A 20,434-nucleotide genomic window follows, 5' to 3' on the forward strand; every position below is an offset into this window, starting at 1 on the left:
GAGGAGCTCTAACCCGACGGCTCCCTCCAGATCATGTACGGGATCGACGGTCGCCACCGGCTCCCCGAGGAGACGCTGCCGCACCTCGAGGGCTACCTGCGCTCCGCGCCCGTGCGCATCGGCAACGCGGCCTCCACCAACCTCCAGCTCGACATCTACGGCGAGCTGATGGACGCGATCTACCTCTACGACAAGTACGGTGCACCGATCTCCTACGACCTGTGGGCCAACGTAAGCCGGTTCGTCGACTGGGTCTGCACCCACTGGCGCGACAAGGATGAGAGCATCTGGGAGGTGCGCGGCGGGCGCCAGGAGTTCCTGTACTCGCGCGTGCTCTGCTGGGCCGCGCTCGACCGCGCGGTGCGCCTGGCGCAGAAGCGCTCGTTCCCGGCTCCACTGGTTCGCTGGCACGACGTGCGCGATGAGATGTACCGCGACATCTTCACCCACTTCTGGGATCCCGGGCGCAAGGCGTTCGTCCAGGCCAAGGGCTCGACCGCCCTGGACGCCGCCACGCTCCTCATGCCGCTGATCCGGTTCATCTCGCCGACGGACCCCCGCTGGGTCTCCACCTTTCATGCCATCGAGCAGGACCTGGTCAGCGACTCCCTGGTCTACCGCTATCGGCTCGGCGACGGGTTCTCCGACGGCCTCTCCGGGAGGGAGGGGACCTTCAGCATGTGCTCCTTCTGGTACGTCGAGTGCCTCTCCCGCATGGGAGATCTCGAGAAGGCGCGGTTCTACTTCGAGAAGATTCTCGGCTACGCGAACCACCTCGGGCTGTACGGCGAGCAGCTCGGCCAGCGCGGCGAGCACCTCGGGAACTTCCCGCAGGCGTTCACGCACCTCGCGCTCATCAGCGCCGCCTACGACCTCGACCGGCGGCTCTCGGCGTCGGGCCGGACGGCGTGAGGCGGCGGCATCCACGATCGACCCCACCCGCTCGCCGGCCGCCCACGAGCGGACTGCGGATCATCGGCGGGACGTTCAAGGGCCGGCGACTCCTCGCCCCACGAGGCCTCGAGACCCGACCGCTGCCCGATCGCGTCAAGCAGGCGCTGTTCGACTGGCTCGGGCAGCGCATGGACGGGCTCCTGGTCGTCGACTGCTGCGCTGGCTCGGGCGCCTTCACGTTCGAGGCGCTCAGCCGGGGCGCCCGACGGGTGGAGGCGATCGAGCCCGGCCCGCATGCGGTGCCGGTGTTGCGAGCCAATGCAGCGAAGCTCGGCGCCCCGCCGAACCTCGTCCTGCACCCATTGCCGTTCCGGGCGGTGCTGCCGCGGCTCCACGCTGTCGATCTCCTCTTCGCCGATCCTCCCTTCGCATGGTACGCGGACGACCCGGGGCAGGTCGCCGAGCTGCTGCGCCTCGGCGCACGGTGCCTCGCGCCGGCCGGCCGCCTCGTGATCCGCGGCGAGCGCGGCGGGGACCTGCCCGAGATGCCGGCGGGCCTCGTCGAGGGCGAGCGTCGCGTGTACGGGCGGAGCTGGCTCGCGCTGTTGCAGCGAAGCGGTGCGGACACCGCCACGGAGGAGACGAGCGGTCCCCTACGATGACGCCCTCTCGGCCGCCATACTTCGATGGCGACGAGGCAGCGCACCGCAGGGCCGTCCCAGGATTGCTGGAGAATCAGGCGGGCCGGTGTCATACGATGATGCCGGGTCCCCGTCGTGGCTGCGGGCACCAGCGCGCACCCAGGGGGCGGAAGGGGAAGCGGGATGGCGAAGATCGGGAGAGTGTTCACGGTGCTGGCGCTGACGGTGCTGGCGTTCGCGGGCTGCGGCAACGTCCAGACTCCGGCGGGGTACGTGGGCTACGTGACGCAGGGGGCGATCCTCGGCAGGTCCCGCTTCTACGCCCTGCAGACCGGACCGACGTCCTCCGGCCTCGGCTGGCTGCTGCACGTCGTCAACGTGAGCGTGACGCCCTACACGTACAGCGAGGAGTTCGCCGGCGACAGCGCCGTCCTCTCGCGTGACAACCTGCGCGTCTCCTTCCGCGTCCACCTGCTGTGGAAGGTCGACGCCGAGCGGGTGAAGGACCTCGTCGAGCACTACACCACGATCGAGCTGGGGAAGCGGCCGGAGGAGGTCGTGCGGGTCGCCTATGACAACTTCCTGCGCGAGCCGCTGCGCACCTACGCGCGCGACGAGGTCCAGAAGCTGAACGGACTCGAGATCAAGGACCGGATCACGGAGGTCGGCGACCTGATCGCCAAGCGCATGGGCACCCTCAGCAAGGATACACCCTTCGCCGTCATCAGCGTGGTGGTCGGCAACATCCAGTACCCGCAGGAGGTCGCCAACGCGGTAGCGGAGAAGATGGCGGCCACCCAGGTCCTGGAGCGGAAGCAGACGGAGATCGAGATCGAGCAGCGCGAGGCGCAGAAGCGCGTCGTGCAGGCCGAGGGCGTCGCCAAGGCGATGGCGATCATCAACGAGCGGCTGAGCGCCCAGTACCTCCAGCACGAGGCGATCGAGGCGCAGAAGGCGATGGTCGGCTCGCCGAATCACACCGCCATCTACCTTCCGGTCGGCCCCATGGGCGTGCCCTTGGTGGGCACCCTGGAGAACGGGAAGTAAGCTCGAGCGCGGGACCGGGTGGGTCAGCGCCCGGCTCCGGAGCGGGAGCGCAGGCACCACTCGCTCGCGCCCGCGCCATCTCCGCGGGAGGAACGCCTGGTCAACCCGGCTCGGGGGAGCTCGGGTCCCTGGCTTCGGTCCGGTCCACGGGCTAGGAGTCACGAATGGCGTACACGGGCTACGAGTGCCTCGATATCCACGTCGACCGCGGCGTCGCCACGGTCACCATCGACCACCCGCCGATCAACCTCTTCGACCTGACGCTCATCCAGGAGATGGACCGGGTCGGACGCGAGCTGGAGGCGGACGGCGACGTCCGCGTCGCCGTCTTCCAGAGCGCCAACCCCGACTTCTTCATCGCGCACGCCGACGTCGCGCTGATCCGGACGCTGCCGGTCACCGTGCCGCCGAAGGCGACCCGCCTCGGCCTCTTCCACGCCATGGTGGACCGCTTCCGTACCATGCCGAAGGCGACCATCGGGAAGGTCGAGGGCCGGGCGCGCGGCGGAGGGAGCGAATTCCTCCTCTCGCTCGACATGCGCTTCGGCGCGCTCGGGCGCGCGATCCTCGCCCAGCCCGAGGTGGCGCTGGGGATCATCCCGGGCGGCAGCGGCACGCAGCGGCTCCCGCGCCTCGTGGGACGGGGCCGCGCGCTCGAGATCGTGCTCGGCTGCGAGGACTTCCCGGCTGAGCTGGCGGAGCGGTACGGGTACCTGAACCGGGCGCTGCCGGCGGCCGAGCTCGGTCCCTTCGTCGAGCGCCTCGCCCGCCGGATCGCCTCCTTCCCGGCCGAGGCGATCGCGCTCGCGAAGGCGTCGGTCGCCGCCGCCGAGCTGCCGACCGTCGAGGGGCTCCTCGAGGAGGCGCACTACTTCAACCAGTCGCTGGCGACCAGGCCGGCACAGGAGCGCATGCAGCGGTTCCTCGCGCTGGGCGGGCAGACACGCGAGGTGGAGCTCGACCTAGGCGGGCTGGTCGAGAAGCTCCGCGACTAGGAGGAGAACGCGATGCTCACCGGACATTGCCTCTGCGGCGGGGTGCGCTACGAGATCGATGGCGAGATCGGCTCGGTGAGCTACTGCCACTGCTCGCAGTGCCGCCGGGCAAGCGGCACGGCCTTTGCCACCAACGCCTCCGTGCGCGCCGAGCGCTTCCGGCTGGTCGCGGGCCGGGATCTCGTCACGGAGTACGAGTCCTCGCCCGGGAAGTTCCGCGCCTTCTGCGCGCGCTGCGGCTCGCCGATCCTGGCCCGGTGGGCGGCGCATCCGGACTTCGTCCGCATCCGGCTCGGCACGCTCGACGCTGACCCGGGGAGCCGGCCGCTCCTGCACGTCTGGGTGGGCTCGAAGGCGCCCTGGTTCGAGATCACCGACGAGCTGCCCCGCCTCCAGGCGGGAAGCTAGCCGCGCCGCTCCCCGATCAGGTAGCGCGCGCCCTCGCGCCCGGCGCGCGCGGTGTGCACCGTGCCCTTGGGCAGCATGAGGCGGTCGCCCGGGCCGAGGCGGAGCTCCTTCCCCTCGGCGCCGAAGGTGATCTCGCCCTCGATCACCCAGAGGCTCTCGTCGTGATCGTGCGCGTGCGGCGAGTAGTCGGCGTCGGGCGGGTCACTCCAGGCGAAGGATTCGAAATCGTCCGCCGCGAGCCGCGCGGCGAGTACGCTCTCGGTCGGCTTGTCAGGGCCGCTCCACGGGATTCTTTCGAGACGCATGTGCAGCTCTCCTTGACGGATGACTCTCGGGCTTGGGCGCGTCGGCCGCGGCGCGGATCGCGTCGACACAGCTATGGCACACGTGGCCAACGTCCGGCACCGCGACCAGCTCGGGGGCAGCCCTCCGGCGCCGGCACACCCGGCACCACTCGGCGAGCCTGAGGGAGGAAGCCGCGCTGACGGTGCCTTGCAGCGCTTCTCGCCTATCCCCCTCCTCCGCGATGATGTCGTTGCACAGGTCGATGCACTCGTCGCAGATGTAGACCATCGGCCCGGCGATGAGCTTCCGCACCTCGTCCCGAGACTTCCCGCAGAAAGAGCAGTACAAGAGCTTCGGGGGCTCGGGGGGCGTCGGTCGACGAGAGCGCGACATCCGAGAGCGAGCGTAGCATAGCACGACCGCGGCGGGACGGGTGACGCGCCGGGACGGGAGATGTGCTACCGGGAACACATGACCTTCCAGCTCATTCGCTACGAGGCCAGCGACGGGATCGCGCAGATCACCCTCGACCGTCCCGAGAAGCTGAACGCCTGGACGCCGCAGATGGCCGTCGAGCAGGCCGACGCCCTCCGGCGCGCGAACGACGATCGGTCGGTCGGCGCGATCGTCATGACCGGCGCCGGGCGGGCCTTCTGCGCCGGCGCCGACATGGAGCTCACTTTCAAGTCCCGCATCGAGGGCCGCGACCCCGGCGAGGACACGGCGAGCGGCCAGGGCGGCATGCCGGCGGGCCTCGACTGGGTCCGCCTGGTGCGCGAGTCGAAGCCGCTCATCGCCGCCGTGAACGGCGCCGCGGTCGGCATCGGCATGACCATGATCCTGCCCTTCGACGTGATCGTCGCCTCGGAGAAGGCGCGCTTCGGGATGCTCTTCATCAAGGTCGGCCTCGTCCCGGAGCTGGCGAGCACGCACTTCCTCGTCCAGCGCGTGGGTCTCGGCAAGGCGAGCGAGATGTGCCTCTCCGGGCGGCTCTACGGCGCCGCCGAGGCGGCGGCGTGCGGGCTCGCCGACCGGCTGGTCGAGCCCGAGAAGCTCCTCGAGGCGGCCCGCGAGCTGGCGCGCGAGATCGCCGCCAATCCCGACCCGCAGCTCCGCATGACGAAGGCGCTCTTGACGCAGAACGCCTCGGCGACCGACCTGGACGAGGTGCAGCGCCGCGAGAGCGAGATGCTGCGCGCCTGCTGGAAGAGCCCCGAGCACGCCGAGGCGGTGCAGGCGTTCCTCGACAAGCGCCCGCCGCGCTTCCGCTGAGCGGGGCCGGAGTCAGCGCCAGCGCAGCACGCCGAGCACGCTCGAGAAGTCGTCGGTCCACACCCGCCCGTCCGCCCGCCCGCGGGGCGGCGCCCAGCGCGCGTCGCTCGTCAAGGCGCCCAGGTCGGCCGGCCGGCGCGCCATGACCGCCCAGCGGGAGGGGAGCTTCCCGCCCGCGCGCTCGGCCGGCGTCACGTGCGTGTCGACCTGGAGCAGCGCGACGAGCCCGGCATCGCGCGCCAGGTCGGCGAGCACGGGCTCCAGGTCGAGGTGCTGGTTCGAGATGTGGAAGGCGAGCACCCCCGCCGGGGCGAGGCGGTCGAGGTACAGCCCGAGCGCTTCTCGCGTCAGGAGGTGCACCGGGATCGCGTCGGAGCTGTAGGCATCGAGGACGATCAGATCGTAGCGTCGCGCGGCCCTCGACAGGGACAGCCGCGCATCGCCGAGGATGACGCGCGCCTCCGGCAGGCAGTCGCGCAGGTAGGTGAAGTACTCCGGATCGCGGGCGATTCGCTCGACGAGCGGATCGATCTCGTACAAGTCCCACGCCTCGCCCGGCCGGGCGTAGCAGGCGAGCGCGCCGGCGCCGAGGCCGACCACGGCGACCGCCGGCGGGTCGCCGAGGGCGGCGAACACCTGCCCGATCGGGCCGCTCGGATGGTAGTACGCGAGCGGCTCGCGGCGCCGGGCGGGCTCGAGGCTCTGCGCGCCATGCAGAGTGTGACCGTGGACGAGGAAGTGAAACCGGCTCGCCGCGTCGGCGGTCACGCGATTCACGCCGAAGAAGCTCCGGCGAGCGGCGATCACCTTGCCCTGCGCGCTCGTGTGGAGCGTGCCGGCGAGCAGGATCGCGCCCACCCCCAGCCCGAAGCGGAGCGGCCGGCGCGAGAAGCCGAAGCACAGCAGGGCCGGCACGACGAGTGTCAGCCACGAGACGGCCGCTCGCCCCGGCGGCGCGCCCAGCATCAGCCCCGCCGCCATCGCCCCGACCAGTCCGGGGAGCGCGAGGTCACGGACGAGCTGCGCGCGGCCGCCGCCGCGCGCCCCCGGCGCGAGCAGGCACGCGAGGACGAGGGTCAGCGGATACTCGGCCACGGTGTCGAAGACGAGCGGCGCGACGAGCGCGTTCAGGACTCCGCCCACGACGCCGCCCACCGCGAGCCAGAGGTAGAACTCGGTCAGGTGCGCGGGCGGCGGCCGGTCCCTGGCCAGCTCACCGTGGCACACCATCGCAGCCACGAAGAAGACCGCCAGGTGGAGCCCCATGATCAGGAGCAGCGGCTGGTTGGCGCGCTTCACGAGCACGACGACGAGCGCTAGGACCGCGATCGGCAGCGCGCGGACCACGAGGGGATGGGGCACGATCGGCCGCCGGGCGAACACGAGGACGAAGGTGAGGAGATAGACCGCCAGCGGGATCACCCAGAGGAGCGGGATGGCCTCGACGTCGGTCGAGATGAACGTCGTCGCGCTCAGCATGAGGCTCGACGGCGCGAGGGCGAGCAGCACCCAGCGCAGGCGGCGGCGGGCCGTGAGACCCGGCGGGCGCGCGCGGATCGGGTCGGCGAGCGCGGGCACCGGCGCGCGCCAGAGGAGCGCCGCACACGCGAGGGTGAACGCGACGAGCAGGAGATAGCCGCCGGTCCAGAGGCGGCTCTGCTGCGCCAGGCGGAGACGCGGCTCGAGCAGGACCGGATAGCCGAGCAGCCCGCATATGCTCCCGAGGTTGCTCGCCGCGTAGAGGAAGTAGGGATCGCCCGCCGAGGAGTGCCCCGTGCCCGCGAACCAGCGCTGGAGAAGCGGGCTCGTCGTCGAGACCGCGAAGAAGGGGAGTCCGACGGCGGCCGCGAGCAGCGCGAGCAGCCACGGGATCGGGTTCGCCGCCGCGGGCGGCGTCCAGCCCGACGGGATGCCGATCGGCAAGACGAGGAGCGGAAGGAGGACGAGGCCCACGTGGAGCGCGGCCTGGCGGCGTGCGCCGAGCCAGGACGTGGTCGCGTGCGCGTAGAGATATCCCGCGAGGAGCGCGGCCTGGTAGAAGACGAGGCACGTGTTCCACACCGCGGGCGAGCCGCCGAGGAGCGGCAGGACCATCCGGGCGAACATCGGCTGGACCAGGAAGAGGAGCGCGGCGGTCACGAAGATGGTGGTGGCGTAGACGGCGAGGAGCATGCGCGACGTGCTGCTCTAGCAGATTGTCGTGTCGGCCGCTCGGACGAGGGTGCTCGACCGGCGCTCGCGGGCGGTGCTAAGCGCTGGGGCATGAGCGGTCGGTCCGGCGGCGAGCCTCGCGTCCCCTTCCCGCTCTCCGACGTCTCCAATGGGGAGTGGTGCCCGCGGCCGCCGAGCGCGAAGCAGCGGCTCGCCGCCCGGCTGATCGCCGAGGAGTGCGACCGGCGCGCGCGCCGCCACGGCATGACGCGCGCCGAGTTCCTCCGCACGGCGGCGGCGACGGCAACCGCCTTCTGGGTGCTCAACCAGATCCACGGCCTCGACCAGCAGGGCGACGCCGCCGTCCTGCCGCTCGACCCCGACCTCGACGCCACCTGCGCCCTCCTCGATCGCCACCTCTTCGTGATGGACGTGCAGCTGCACCACGTCGACCTGAACCTGCCCGACCCCTCGCGCTTCTGCTTCATCCGCTTCGGCGAGCGCAGGCAGGACGTGAGCAAGCCCTGCACGGAGCGGACCCAGCTCCTCGGGCAGGCCAACTTCGTTCGGGAGGTGTTCGTCGGCAGCGAGACCGACGTCGGGGTGATCAGCGGCGTGCCCTCGGGCGTGCTCCTCCCGCCGCAGACCATGGCCGACACGCGCGACCTGGTGAACCACCTCGCCGGCTCCGAGCGCGCCCTCAGCCAGGCGATGATCGACCCGAAGGCCCCGCCGGGCAGCCCCACCGCGCTCGACAGCATGGAGCACCAGGTGCGCGACCTCGGCGCGGTGGCGCTCAAGTGCTACACCTACAACGGCAACTGGTGGCTCGACGACGAGCGGGTGAGCTACCCGATGCTGGCCGAGGCGACGCGCCTCGGGCTCCGGCTCATCAACTGCCACAAGGGGCTCCCCAACCTCGCCTTCTTCCCGCTGAGCGCCGAGTACGTGCGCACGCGCGACCTGCCGAAGGTGGTGCGCGACTGGCCGCAGCTCGAGTTCTGCGCCTATCACGCCGGCTACTTCCCGGAGGAGGGCGGGAACAGCGAGTTCATCCGCGTGGCGCGGAGTCTCCCGCGGAAATACCGCCGGAACCTCTACGCCGAGATCGGCAGCAGCTTCGCCATCACCTTCCTCGACAGCCCCGCGAAGGCCGCCTTCTTCATCGGGCGCCTGCTCAAGACCCTCGGCTCGCGCAACATCCTGTGGGGCACCGACTGCGTATGGTGGGGCTCGCCCCAGTGGCTGATCGACGCCTTCAAGACACTCCGCATCCCCGCCCCCATGCGGGAGCGCTACGGCTTCCCGCCGCTCACGCGGCGGGCGAAGCGCCGCATCCTGGGGCTCAATGCCGCGCGCCTCTACGGCGTCGACCCGCGCGCCCGGCGCTGCGCGATCGCCGCCGATCGCATCGCGCTCGAGCGCGCGGCCCACGGCGGGTTCCGCGCGGGACGGAGCCTCCGGGCGTACGGGCCGCGCACGCGGCGGGAGTTCCTGGCCTTCCTGCGGACCGGGGCGTCTCTCCAGGGCTGACGCCACCCGCCCAGGCCCGCGGCAGCCCAACACGCCGACGAGTGGCGCCGGCGCGGGGGATGATTCTCAGTTCGGCGCAGTCGTCGGGTCGAGGTCCGGCTCGCCTGCCCAGGCCGCGCAGCGGGGATCGTGGAGCGCGTCGCCCGGGAAGCCCAGATCGAGCGCCAGGCTGGTCGCGGTGCACATGACGTGGTCGCCGATCATCGCCGCCACGTTGAAGAGGAAGTTGTCGTTACCGGTGAGGGCGGTCTGCTCGGCGGCCGCGGGGACTCCCTCGGTAGGCGCGATCAGGTAGCCGAGCTGGTCGTCGGCGAGGCTCGCGAGGAAGTGGTGGGAGATGTCGGCGACGCCGGGTGCGCCGGCGTCGACCGCGTCCTGGATGCCGAAGGCGATCTGCGGGTAGGGCTCGCCCGGAGTGCCCGTGAAGAGCACGTCGCCCACCCGGATCGCGGACACGACGGTGCCGATGACGTTCCCCATGATCCACGGCGGCGTCTTGGCGCGCATGATCGGCACGCACAGGTTGGGTGTGACGAAGCAGCCCGCCTGCCCCGCGTAGAGGAGCGCCAGGAGTCCCGCGTTGTCGGCCGTCTCGAAAATGAGGCGCTTCTTGGCGGCGACGCGGCTCCCCGTGACCGGCGCAGCCGAGGCCACGGCCTGGAGCGCCAGGCCCGAGATGGTGGTCGAATAGACGTCGAGCTTCTCGGCGTCGGTTCCTGCGGGGCGGTCCGGCTGCGTCCGCCCGTTCGCCGCCGGCATCACCACCGCGGTGCCGCCGAGCGCCGCCTCGACCTTCTCGGCGGTGGGCCCCGGCCAGTCGGCCGAGATCAGCCGGTTGCCCGACCCCATCACGGTCGAGTGCGCCGCGAAGTTCACAAGGGTCGCGATGGTGGACCCGTCCGGCCGCGTCGCGTAGAGGACACGCACCGAGTCGTCGACCAGGTCCCAGTTGGGAAAATCGCCCGGCTCCGTGCAGGGCAACCCCGTGTGGCCGGGGTCGCTGGGCGTCGGGTCGGCGCGGCAGCTCGAGTCGTCGAACTGGCTGTTCAGGATGCTGGTCTGGTCGCCCGCGACGATCCCACCCACCGAGCCCACGTGCAGGTCGGCCGGCTCCCGCCGGTCGTACGCCTCGACGATGGCCGCCACCGTCTGCGCCTTGACGTACGCGAGGTACTCGTTCGGCACGCCGCCCCAGACGCCGATCAGGTCCTGCCCCGCGTGGCTGTGGTCGGCAGCGATCACGATGTGGTCGGCAGCGAGCGCCGGCCGCAGCGCCTCGACCGCCCGGGCAATGTCGATCGCCCCGACGGCGCCCCGGCCGATCTCGTAGGCCGCGAAGGCCCCCTGGTTGTCCGACTCGACGAGCGCGATCGCCTGCTCGCCGTTGTCGACCACGAAGGCGCGCACCCAGGCGCCGGAGCCGAGCACCCCTGTCGAGCGCCGGACCGCTCCCAGGCCGTAGCCGCCCAGGTACACCTGGCCGTCGGGCGGCGCGACCGCGAGCGTCGGATTGAGCGTCCGCTTCGCTGCGCCGACGCGGAAGGGCGAGGCCTCCCCGCCCGGCTCGCCCTCGCGCACCCGGATGTTGCCGTTGATGAGGACGCCGCCGGCCGCGTAGCCGTCATCGAGCACGATGTTGAACGAGTCCGCCGTCGTACCCGCGCTCCCGGGGTCGCCCAGATCCTGGACCTCGACGACGAAGCTGATGCCGGCCACGCCGTTCACCGTCGCTCGGCCCGTGAAGGTTGCGCGGTTGCCGGTCACGGTGAAGGTCTCGATGGTCGTCGACTTGACGGTCTTGTCGGCCGCACGATCGAGAAACGTGAGCTGACCGCTCGGCGCGGCGTCGCCACTCGCGAAGCGGGCGTCGAAGCCGAAGCTCGCCCGGCCGCCGGCCGAGGTGCCGCGCAGGACCGACATCTCGGCGAGCTCACCCGGAACCTGCCCGCCTCCCGTCGCCACGCCCGGAGTGTTCGCGACAACACCCGAAACCTGCGCGGCGGCCGGCACCGAGCCGAGCACGGCGAGCAGGACGAGCGACACGCCCGCCTTCGCCGTCGCCGGGCGGACGACTGAGAAGCCGGCGCGGTTCGTCGCCACCCGACAGAGATTCACGCCGACCTCGACCGGCGGGCAATCGCGCCCGAAGGTGAGATACCGCCTGGCGATTGGTGAGCACGACGGAGCGGCGGAAGGGATACGGAGGTGGTCACTGGGCCCGGGCGAAGGCATCATGAGGTCGTATGGGGGAGAGGGAGGACACCATGCCGATACGAGGCAGCTGTCTGTGCGGGGAGGTCGCGTTCGACTCGCAGGTCCGCCCGCAGATGCACATCTTCGCCGGCTCCAAGGCGCCGTGCCACGAGATCGCCCACGCCCTCCCGCGCCACGAGGCCTATCCGCCGGGGCTCTATCCGCCGCCGCGGCGAGAAGCCTGAGCCGTGGCGAGCGCAGGGAGAAGGGCCGGCGGCCGGAGGGCCGCGCGCGTGCTCACCGGCCTCGAGGTGCTGGCGCGCGAGCGGCCGAGGTGGCTGCGCGGTCGGCGCGTCGGGCTCCTCCTGCACCCCGCGTCGGTCACCGCCGAGCTGGTCTCGGCACGCGACGTCGTCCACCGTCTCTGCGGCGACGGCCTGCTCGCCCTCTTCGGCCCGCAGCACGGCTTCGCCGGCGAGAAGCAGGACAACATGATCGAGTCGGGGCACGGCGTGGATGCCGAGCTCGGCATCCCGGTCTACAGCCTCTACTCGGAGACCCGCTCGCCCACGCCGGAGATGCTCGCGGGCATCGACCTGCTGCTCGTCGATCTCCAGGACGTTGGGACCCGCGTTTACACCTTCGAATGGACGACGGCCCTCGCGCTCGAGGCCTGCGCCGCCGCCGGCAAGGAGGTCGTCGTGCTCGATCGGCCGAATCCTCTCGGCGGCGAGACGCTCGAGGGGAACCTGATCCGGCCCGGGTACACCTCGTTCGTGGGCCTCTATCCCGTGCCCATGCGCCACGGGCTGACGCTCGGCGAGCTGGCCGCGCTCGTCAACCTGCGGATGGCCGACGGCGGCGGCCGCCCCGCGCGGCGCACCGACGGCGTCGGGGTGCGCTGCCCCGGCCGCTGCGCGCTCACCGTGGTGCCGATGGAGGGATGGCGGCGGCGCATGCTCTTCCCCGACACCGGTCTCCCCTGGGTCCTCCCCTCGCCGAACATGCCGACCTTCGACACCGCGGTCGTCTATCCGGGCCAGGTCCTGCTGGAAGGGACGAACCTGTCGGAGGGGCGCGGGACGACGCGGCCGTTCGAGATCTTCGGGGCGCCGTGGATCGACCTCCGGAAGATCCGCCGGCGCTTCGAGCGCCGCCGGCTGCCGGGGCTCGTGCTGCGCGACCACGCGTTCGAGCCGACCTTCCACAAGTGGGCCGAGCGGCTCTGCCACGGCTTCCAGCTCCACGTGACCGACCGGGCCGCCTTCCGTCCCTACCTGACGACGCTCGCGCTCCTGCAGGACGTCATCGCCGAACACCGGCAGCACTTCGCCTGGAAGGAGCCGCCCTACGAGTACGTCACCGACCGGCTGCCGATCGACGTGCTGCTCGGCGACCCCACCGTGCGCGACGCGGTGGAGCGCGGCGCCGACCTGCGGGCCCTCGAGCGCTCCTGGCGGAGAGAGATCGAGGCGTTCCGCAGGGAGGCGCTGTCGGTGCGGCTCTATCGCTGAAGACGCGCGCCGCCGCGTGCGCGGAGGTGGGTGGCCGGTTGCTCTTGTCGTGGGTGCGCCCGTCGCCTAAGGTGCGCGCCGATGCTCCGCATGTCGCCGGCGCGCAAAGCCCGCGATGATCCGTCGTCGGCGTGCTCATTGAATGGAGGACCTGATGGCACTCTTTGAGAGCCGAGGCATCGACCACGTTGGTATTCGGTATCGCGATCTGCCGCGTGCGGTCGCCTGGTTTCGCAACGTCCTGGGTCTGCAGATTGACCACCAAACGCAGACCATGGCGTTCGTCCACGTCGGGGACGGCTCCCACGTGGCGCTGTTTCAAGCGGAAGGCGACGAGCCGCTGCGCCAGCCCCACCACGTGGCGCTGCGCGTTTCCGATCCGGCCGCCGCCGAGGCCGCGCTTCGCGCAGCGGGAATTCCCCTTCGGCGCTTCGGTCCGAATCTGGGCTTCGAGGATCCGGAAGGCACCGTCTTCCACTTCATGCCGGTACGGTAGGTCCCGAGGTGGCGGCGCTAGCGGGCGCATAATGAGCTCGGAACCTGGCCAGCAGTTGGAGCGGACCGGCCGGACACCCGTGCCCTCGTACCGGTTTCTCCGATCGGCCCGCGCGGTGGACGCAGCCGCTGCCCGCTGAGCGCGGGGTCCTTACAGCGTCGTGCCCGCGGCCCGCCGCTCAATCCACATACCCCAGCGCCCGCAGGCGCTCCTCGAACCCCGGCCCCGCCGTCGCGGCAGGCGGCGGCGGCGCCGCGGCCCGCCACTCGGAGAGCAGGCGCGCGAGCGCCGCCGCGGCGGTGCCGTCTCCCCACCGGTCCTCGCGCTCGCCCGGGTCCCGGACGAGATCGAACAACTGATAGTGCCCGAGATTCGGCGCCCAGATCAGCTTCGCCTCCGGCGTCCGCACCGAGACGATCTCGCCGCCGCGGCCGTCCAGGAGGCGTCCGCCGAGCGTCATGGAGAAGGCCGGGCGCTCGGTCCCGGAGGCGAGCACGTTGCGCCCCGGAAGGCCCGCGGGGACGGGAAGTCCGAGCAGCGCCGCGACCGTCGGGAACACGTCGACTCCCATCGTCTGGGCGCTGACGCGTCCGATGCCGATGCCGGGGCCCGCGATGACGAGCGGCACGCGCAGCAGCTCGTCGTAGAGGTGAAAGCCATGCTGCAGGCGCCCGTGCTCCTGGAACGCCTCGCCGTGATCGGCCGTCACGACGACCACCGTCGAGCGCAGCAGGTCGAACGCGTCGAGGGCGCGCAGGAGCTCGGCCAGCTGCTCGTCCCACGCGCGGATCTCGCCCTCGTACAGGCGGCGGACGTACTCGAGCTCGAGCGCAGGGAGCTGGAAGGGAATCGGCGCGCGCATGGCGGCCTGCCACGGATCGAGCCGCCCCGCGGCGACGCGCCGGCGAACGCCCGGCGGCGCCGGCGGGCGGAGGTGCGGGGGCGGCGTGTAGGGATGGTGCGGCTCCATGTAGTGCAGGTAGGCGAGGAAGCGGCGGGCGCGGTTCGAGCGGAGCCAGCGGAGGAAGACGTCGTTGACGGCGGCGGCGGATGCCGGCGTCTTCACGACCTCGCCATCCTCCCGCGCCGTCTCGATCTCGAGCTCGACGAACGTCTCGAACCCCTGCGAGAAGTTCGTGCCACGCGAGACGAGCGGGTTGGCGGAGACGGCGACGGTCGTGATGCCGTGCTCCCCGGCCGCCTCCGGCAGCGTGAGGAGGTCGTCGCGCAACGTCTGCCCGCGGTCCCCGAGCACGCCGTGAGCGGGCGGGTAGAGGCCGGTCAGGATCGAAGCCGTCGACGGCATGGTCCAGGGCGCGTGGGCGACATTCTGCTCGAACAGCGAGCCACGGGCGGCGAGCGCGTCGAGCGTCGGGCTCGGGCTCGGCGTGCGCCCGTAGCAGCCGAGCCGATCGGCGCGGAGCGTGTCGATGAGCACGACGAGGACGCTCGGCCTCGATGGATCCGCCCGCTGCCGCTCGCGCCAGTGGCGCTCGAGGACCCGGACGCCGCTCCACCCCGGCATGCCGGCCGGCGTCCCCGCGCCCGCGACGTCGGTCGCGAACACGATCTCGACCTCGCGTCCGGCCTCGCCGGACAGATCGACCTGCTCGTCGAACCAGACCCGGTCGGCGCGGCGGGCCGCCGGATTGACGACGCGCGCGAAGCGCTCCGCGCCGTCGACCAGGACCTGGAAGCGAAGGCCGGCGGCGTGCCGATCCTTCCCCCCATCGCCCTCCACCCCGACGCTGAACGCGAGGATCGCCGCCGGCGGAACCCGCAGGCGCAGCGGCAGGCGCGAGCCCGGCGCCACGATGAGCGCATCGCGTGGCCCCGCGCTGGCGAGGAGGCCGCGCCGGGGCGCGAGCGGAGCCTGCCGCACGCTGCTCGACTCGGGGAGTGCGGCGGCAAGGTCGGCCGCCACCCGGTCGACGGGTAGCCGGCCGGGCAGCGCGAAGGTCGCTGCACGATGCCACCACCATGCCGTGGCACCCGCGAGCAGCGCGAGACCGCCGGCCACCACGCTCCGGACGCGGGGGCGCCCCCGACACTGCGTCATGCCCGTCGCGTTCCTAGGAGGCCGTCCGGGTAATCATGGCGGCTGCGGCGAACGACCCGGGGGCTGCGAGCGGCGTGCTCGCTCCTCCCTCCTGCGGCGTGCCTTCAGGCACGCCTCGTCGGTCGTCGCTGCGCTTGCCGCTCTCGCTCCCCGGCTCGTTCGCCTCGCTCACCATGATTACCCGGACGGACTCCTAGCACAGAGAGACCACCACGACACGGATCACGGTGCGGCCCCCGCCGGAGAGGCGACGACCCTCCCCACCGCGGTACGGGCTGCACGGGCGCGCCGGCTCCGCGGTCCCGACGATGGCCACGGGGCTCGTTGACGCCGGCCGGGCCGGCGCGTAGCCGGGGGGCGGGATGACGCGACGGCGACGGCGCTGGCTCGTGGCACTCGGGATCCTGCTCGTGCTGCGGGCCGCACTTCCCGCGGTCCTCCGGGCCGTCCTCGCCTCCCGGGCCGCGAAGCTCCTGAACGCCCGGGTCGCGATCGGCGACGTCGACCTGGGGCTCCTGCGCGGCGTGGTCGTGCTCGAGGACGTTGCGGTGCGCGCCCCATTGCCGCCCGGGGCGGCCCCGCCGCCCGCCGTGGACGCCGAGCCGCCCCTCGTCGCCTGGAAGCGCTTCGCCGTGAACGTCGCCTGGCTCTCCCTCCTCCGCAAGACGGTGCGGCTCGAGAGCGTGGAGCTCGACGAGCCGCGGATCGCGCTCGACCGGCTCGCGAGCGGCGACCTCAACCTGGCGGCGCTCGCGCCCAAGGGGAAGGCCGCGGCCGGGCCCACGGAGGGAGAGACGGCCGAGACGCAGCCCGCGCGCGCGCAGCCGACCACCAAGCCCGGGGCCGGCTGGGGCTTCGGCATCGACTCCCTCGTGCTGCGCGCGGGGCACGCGCGCTTCCGCGACTTCGCCGTGGAGGGGGCCGAGCCCGTCGAGATCGCGCTCCCGACCCTCGCGGTGCGGGACGTGGCGCTGCGCCCGGGGCTCTACGGCGGGCCCGCACACGCCCACCTCGACGTGCGCGTCGACAGGGGCCGGCTCCGGGTGAACACGCGTCTGCGCCTCCGCGAGGACGGCCTCGCGGTCGCGAGCAGGCTCCGCGCGCGCCGCCTGCCGCTCCGCCGCACGCGGGTCTACGTGCCGAAGGTCGGCTGGCGCCAGCTCGCGGGCGAGCTCGGCGCGTCGGTCGTGCATCGGTTCGCGACCGGCGGCCGCCACCTCCTGCGTGGCACGGTCACGCTCGACGACGTGGAGATACGCGTGCCCGAGGTCGAGATGCCGGCGCTCGCCTGGAAGCACTGCGCGGTGGCGGTCGATCCGATCGACTTGGTCGCCGAGCGCGCCGCGGTGGCGAGCGTCGAGCTGCGGGGCGCGTCGCTCGTCGTCCGCCCGCGCGGCGGGCCGCTGCTGCCGATGATCGGGGGCGAGGCCGAGACCCCGCCGCACCCGGCCCCCGAACCGTCCGCACCCGCACCCGCGGCGCCCGCCCCGGCGGCGAAGCCGTGGCGGTGGTCCGTCGGCTCGCTCCGCGTGGCGGACACGCGCCTCTACCTCCTTGGCGCAGAGCCGGCGACAGAGGTCGGCGTCGACGTCGAGGCGAGCGAGCTCACCAGCGACGGGGACGAGCCCGCTCCCGTGAGGCTCGCGCTCGGCCTGCTCGACGGCTCGCTCCGGGTGGAGGGGGGCTTGCGTATCGCCCGACCCGGCTTCACCGGAACGCTGACGCTCGACCGGCTCTCGCTCCCGGAGCTGGCCGGGCTCGCGGGGGCGCTGCCACCGGGCATCGTCCAGAAGGGCGTCCTTGGTGCAGAGCTCGCGCTCGCCGCCGGCTCCTCGGCTCCCACCCCGGGCGACGTGCGCGTGCAGGGGAAGGTCACGCTCGCCGATCCGTGGGTCGCGGCTGCGGACCCGAACGACTTCGCCGCCGGCTGGTCCGTGCTCGAGGTGGGGATCGACGAGCTGCTCGTCCCCGGGGTGCTCGGGGCCGACGGGGCGAAGACGCCGGGCGCCCCGATCTCCGTCCGCCTCGGGGCCGTGAGCCTCGCGAAGCCGTACGCGCAGCTCACGCGCACCGCCGAGGGGCTCGTCCTGCCGCCGCTCTCCTCAGCGCGAGCCGGCGACGAGACGCCTGCGGCTCCCGCGCCGGGGCCGGCCGCGGGCGGGCAGCCGCCGGCGCCCGCCGTCGACGTCGCGGTCGAGTCGCTCCGCCTGACGGAGGGGCGCATCCTGGTCACCGACCGCACCGTGACGCCCTTCTTCTGGGGCGACCTCACGTCGCTCGACGCCGACGTGCAGAAGCTCCGCTGGCCTGCTCTCGCCATGGAGCGCGTGCGCGTCGAGGCCACCGCGGCGTCGCGCGGCAAGCTCCTCCTGACGGGCGGCTTCTCGCCCGCCGGCGGCGAGATCCAGCTGGACGGCAGGGACATCGCGCTCAGGCCGTTCAACCCGTACGCCACGGCGTACTCGCCCTACAGCATCGCGAGCGGGGCGCTCACGGTGGCGACCCGGGCGCGCTTCCAGGGCGGCGGCTACGACTCGACCACGGCGCTCAAGCTCCTCCAGTTCGACCTGGGCGGCAAGGAGGGCGACACGCTCTTCGCGGGGCAGTTCGGCATCCCGCTGTCGGTGGCGCTGGCGCTGCTCAAGGACCTCGAGGGCAAAATCGCGCTCGACGTCCCGGTCGCGGCCGACGCGGAGGGGATGAAGGTCGGGATCACGAGCGTCATCCGCCAGGCGCTCCGCGGGGCGCTCATCGGCGCGCTCGTCTCGCCGCTCAAGCTGGTCGGGGCGGCGTTCGCGACGAGCGGGGGCGATGCGCTCGCCCCCGTGCCGATCACCTTCCGCGCGGGACGTGCCGAGCTCACCGCCGAGGGCGAGAAGCAGGCGGAGGCGCTGGCCGGCGTCGTCGCGAGCCGGCCCGGGATCGGCCTCACGCTCGACGCCCCGCCGAGCGCGGAGGACGTCCGCTGGCTCCGCGAGCAGGCGCTGCGCGAGGAGCTGGGCACGCCACAGGGCGTCCTGGGCGTCGTGCGCACGCTCCCGCAGCGCGGCGCCCGCGAGCGCATCCGCACGGCGCTCGAGGCCCGCGCGCGCGACGAGAAGGGCGATCTCGCGGCGGACGACGCCGAGACCCTGGAGCGGTGGCTCGCCGAGCGCCCCCCGCCGACGCCCGAGCGCCTGCGGGCACTCGCGGGCGAGCGCATGGCGCGCCTCCAGGCGCTCCTGCGGGAGCGGTACGGGATCGGGCCGGAGCGCGTCGACCGCCGCGACCCCGCGGCCGAGGTGGCCGAGGGGCCGCCGGCCGTCCGCTTCGAGATGCGCGCGGCCGCCGCGCCGAGGGGACCGTGAGGCTCCCCTCCCCTACCCTACCCGCGCGAGCCCGAGCCGCCCTTTCCAGCGGTGCACCAGCACCGCGCGCAGCGCCGCCGACTCCGGCCGCGACAGCTCCGGATCCTCCGCCAGCCACGCGAGCGCCTCGTCGCGCGCGGCCGTCAGGAGCGCCGTGTCGCGCAGCAGGTTCGCGACCCGGAAGTCGGGCAGCCCCGCCTGCCGCGTGCCGAGGAAGTCGCCCGGCCCGCGCAGCGCGAGGTCGGCCTCGGCGATGCGGAAGCCGTCGGTCGACTGCTCGAGGGTGCGCAGCCGCTGGTAGGCCTCCTCGCCCGTCCAGTCCGGCACGACGAGGAAGCAGTGGCCGCGCGCGCGGCCCCGGCCGACGCGGCCGCGGAGCTGGTGGAGCTGGGCCAGGCCGAAGCGCTCGGCGTGCTCGATCACGATCGCGGTCGCGTTGGGGACGTCGATGCCGACCTCGATGACCGTGGTCGAGACGAGCACGTCGTGCTCGCCCGCCCTGAAGCGGCGCATGACGGTGTCCTTCTCCTCGGCCTTCAACCGGCCGTGGACGAGGGCCAGGCGCAGCCCCGCGAGCGGCCCGGCGGCGAGCTCGTGCACCATGGTGGTCGCGGCGCGCAGCGCCGACTTCTCCGACTCCTCGACCAGCGGGTAGACGATGTAGGCCTGGTGGCCGGCGGCGATCTCGCCGCGGATGCGCCCGTAGACGCGCTCGCGGCGCGACTCGCGGCAGAGCTCGGTCGTGATCGGCGTGCGCCCGGGGGGCAGCTCGTCGAGGGTCGACACCGCGAGGTCGCCGTAGAGGGTCAGCGCGAGCGTGCGCGGGATCGGCGTCGCGCTCATGACGAGCACGTCGACCGACTCGGCGCCGTGGCGCTGGAGCGCCGCGCGCTGCAGCACGCCGAAGCGATGCTGCTCGTCGACGATGGCGAGGCCGAGGCGCGCGAAGGCGACACCCTCCTGGATGAGCGCGTGCGTGCCGACGGCGAGTGGGATCGTCCCGCCGGCAAGCCCGGCGAGCGCCGCGCGGCGGGCCTTTCCCTTGACCGCGCCGGTGAGCAGCACGGGCTCGACGCCGAGCGGCCCGGCGAGCGGCCGGACCGTCTCGAGGTGCTGCTCGGCGAGCAACTCGGTCGGCGCCATGAGCGCGGCCTGGTGGCCCGCCTCGATGACGGTCAACGCCGCCATGAGCGCGACCAGCGTCTTGCCGCTCCCCACGTCGCCCTGGAGGAGGCGGCGCATCGGGTGCGGCGCCGCGAGATCGGCCGCGATCTCGGCGACGGCCCGCTCCTGCGCGCCCGTCGGCCGGAAGGGCAGCCGCCTCAGCAGCGCGGGCACCAGGTGCCCCGAGGCGGGGAACGCCGTGCCCGGTGCCTCGCCGGCGGCGCTCCGCCGAAGCGCCAGCCCGAGCTGCAGGAAGAAGAGCTCGTCGAAGATGAGCGAGCGGTGGGCGAGCGAGCGCGCCTCGCCGAGCGCCTGGACGTCGGCCTCGGGCGCGGGCGTGTGCACGTGGCGGAGCGCGCGGCCCAGGTCGATCGCGCGCTGGCGCGCCGCGACCGCGGGCGGGAGCGCGCTCGGCACGCGCGCGGCGAACTCCTC

Annotated in this window: 14 protein-coding genes and 2 pseudogenes; 10 read left to right on the top strand and 6 right to left on the bottom strand. The window is 73.0% G+C overall.

What is annotated here, in order from left to right; genetic code table 11:
• Positions 1-18: 18 nt before the first annotated feature.
• From E6J59_17710 to E6J59_17730, 5 genes and pseudogenes are all read left to right on the top strand, one after another.
• A pseudogene (locus E6J59_17710) lies at positions 19-912 on the top strand (glycoside hydrolase family 15 protein).
• Positions 909-1,556, top strand: coding sequence for a 16S rRNA (guanine(966)-N(2))-methyltransferase RsmD (locus tag E6J59_17715; protein ID TMB16939.1), 648 nt, complete (start codon positions 909-911; stop codon positions 1,554-1,556). Before E6J59_17710 ends, E6J59_17715 begins: the two are co-directional and overlap by 4 nt.
• A gap of 162 nt (positions 1,557-1,718) precedes the next feature.
• The gene (locus E6J59_17720; GenBank protein TMB16940.1) at positions 1,719-2,582 is read left to right on the top strand and encodes a hypothetical protein; all 864 of its coding nucleotides are present in this window, start codon (positions 1,719-1,721) and stop codon (positions 2,580-2,582) included.
• A gap of 164 nt (positions 2,583-2,746) precedes the next feature.
• Positions 2,747-3,577, top strand: a complete 831-nt coding sequence (locus E6J59_17725) for an enoyl-CoA hydratase/isomerase family protein (GenBank protein TMB16941.1) — start codon at positions 2,747-2,749, stop codon at positions 3,575-3,577.
• 12 nt (positions 3,578-3,589) lie between these two features.
• Positions 3,590-3,985 carry a GFA family protein gene (locus tag E6J59_17730; protein TMB16942.1) on the top strand — a complete coding sequence of 132 codons (396 nt, stop codon included), beginning with the start codon at positions 3,590-3,592 and terminating at the stop codon, positions 3,983-3,985.
• Here the strand turns inward: E6J59_17730 and E6J59_17735 are convergent.
• A complete protein-coding gene (locus E6J59_17735) occupies positions 3,982-4,290 on the bottom strand; it encodes a cupin domain-containing protein (GenBank protein TMB16943.1) in 309 nt (102 codons plus the stop codon). The two genes, E6J59_17730 and E6J59_17735, sit on opposite strands and share 4 nt — an antisense overlap.
• Before the next feature lie 211 nt (positions 4,291-4,501).
• Positions 4,502-4,663: pseudogene (locus E6J59_17740) on the bottom strand (ATP-dependent Clp protease ATP-binding subunit ClpX).
• 78 nt (positions 4,664-4,741) lie between these two features.
• Between E6J59_17740 and E6J59_17745 the strand changes: the two are divergent.
• Entirely contained in the window at positions 4,742-5,542 is an 801-nt protein-coding gene (locus tag E6J59_17745; protein TMB16944.1) for an enoyl-CoA hydratase, read from the top strand.
• A gap of 12 nt (positions 5,543-5,554) precedes the next feature.
• Here the strand turns inward: E6J59_17745 and E6J59_17750 are convergent, their stop codons facing one another.
• Entirely contained in the window at positions 5,555-7,714 is a 2,160-nt protein-coding gene (locus E6J59_17750; protein ID TMB16945.1) for a hypothetical protein, read from the bottom strand.
• Between the two features lie 90 nt (positions 7,715-7,804).
• Between E6J59_17750 and E6J59_17755 the strand changes: the two genes are divergently transcribed.
• Positions 7,805-9,226, top strand: coding sequence for an amidohydrolase (locus E6J59_17755; protein TMB16946.1), 1,422 nt, complete (start codon positions 7,805-7,807; stop codon positions 9,224-9,226).
• Positions 9,227-9,292: 66 nt separating this feature from the next.
• On the opposite strand, the gene E6J59_17760 is transcribed toward E6J59_17755, so the two are convergent.
• On the bottom strand, positions 9,293-11,341 hold the full coding sequence (locus tag E6J59_17760) for a hypothetical protein (protein TMB16947.1): 2,049 nt from the start codon (positions 11,339-11,341) through the stop codon (positions 9,293-9,295).
• A gap of 371 nt (positions 11,342-11,712) precedes the next feature.
• On the opposite strand from E6J59_17760, the gene E6J59_17765 reads away from it, so the two are divergent.
• Positions 11,713-12,933 carry a DUF1343 domain-containing protein gene (locus tag E6J59_17765; GenBank protein ID TMB16948.1) on the top strand — a complete coding sequence of 407 codons (1,221 nt, stop codon included), beginning with the start codon at positions 11,713-11,715 and terminating at the stop codon, positions 12,931-12,933.
• A gap of 142 nt (positions 12,934-13,075) precedes the next feature.
• The gene (locus E6J59_17770; protein ID TMB16949.1) at positions 13,076-13,429 is read left to right on the top strand and encodes a VOC family protein; all 354 of its coding nucleotides are present in this window, start codon (positions 13,076-13,078) and stop codon (positions 13,427-13,429) included.
• Positions 13,430-13,607: 178 nt separating this feature from the next.
• Here the strand turns inward: E6J59_17770 and E6J59_17775 are convergent, their stop codons facing one another.
• A complete protein-coding gene (locus tag E6J59_17775; protein ID TMB16950.1) occupies positions 13,608-15,488 on the bottom strand; it encodes a sulfatase in 1,881 nt (626 codons plus the stop codon).
• 362 nt (positions 15,489-15,850) lie between these two features.
• Here E6J59_17775 and E6J59_17780 point away from each other — a divergent pair, with 362 nt between their 5' ends.
• Positions 15,851-18,835 (top strand): DUF748 domain-containing protein, encoded by a 2,985-nt coding sequence (locus E6J59_17780; GenBank protein ID TMB16951.1) that lies wholly within the window; start codon positions 15,851-15,853, stop codon positions 18,833-18,835.
• A gap of 12 nt (positions 18,836-18,847) precedes the next feature.
• Here the strand turns inward: E6J59_17780 and recG are convergent.
• A partial coding sequence (gene recG, locus E6J59_17785) for an ATP-dependent DNA helicase RecG (protein ID TMB16952.1) occupies positions 18,848-20,434 on the bottom strand: 1,587 nt, incomplete at its 5' end.

The sequence above is a fragment of the Deltaproteobacteria bacterium genome (assembly GCA_005879795.1).
In the GTDB taxonomy this organism is placed as follows: domain Bacteria; phylum Desulfobacterota; class Binatia; order DP-6; family DP-6; genus DP-6.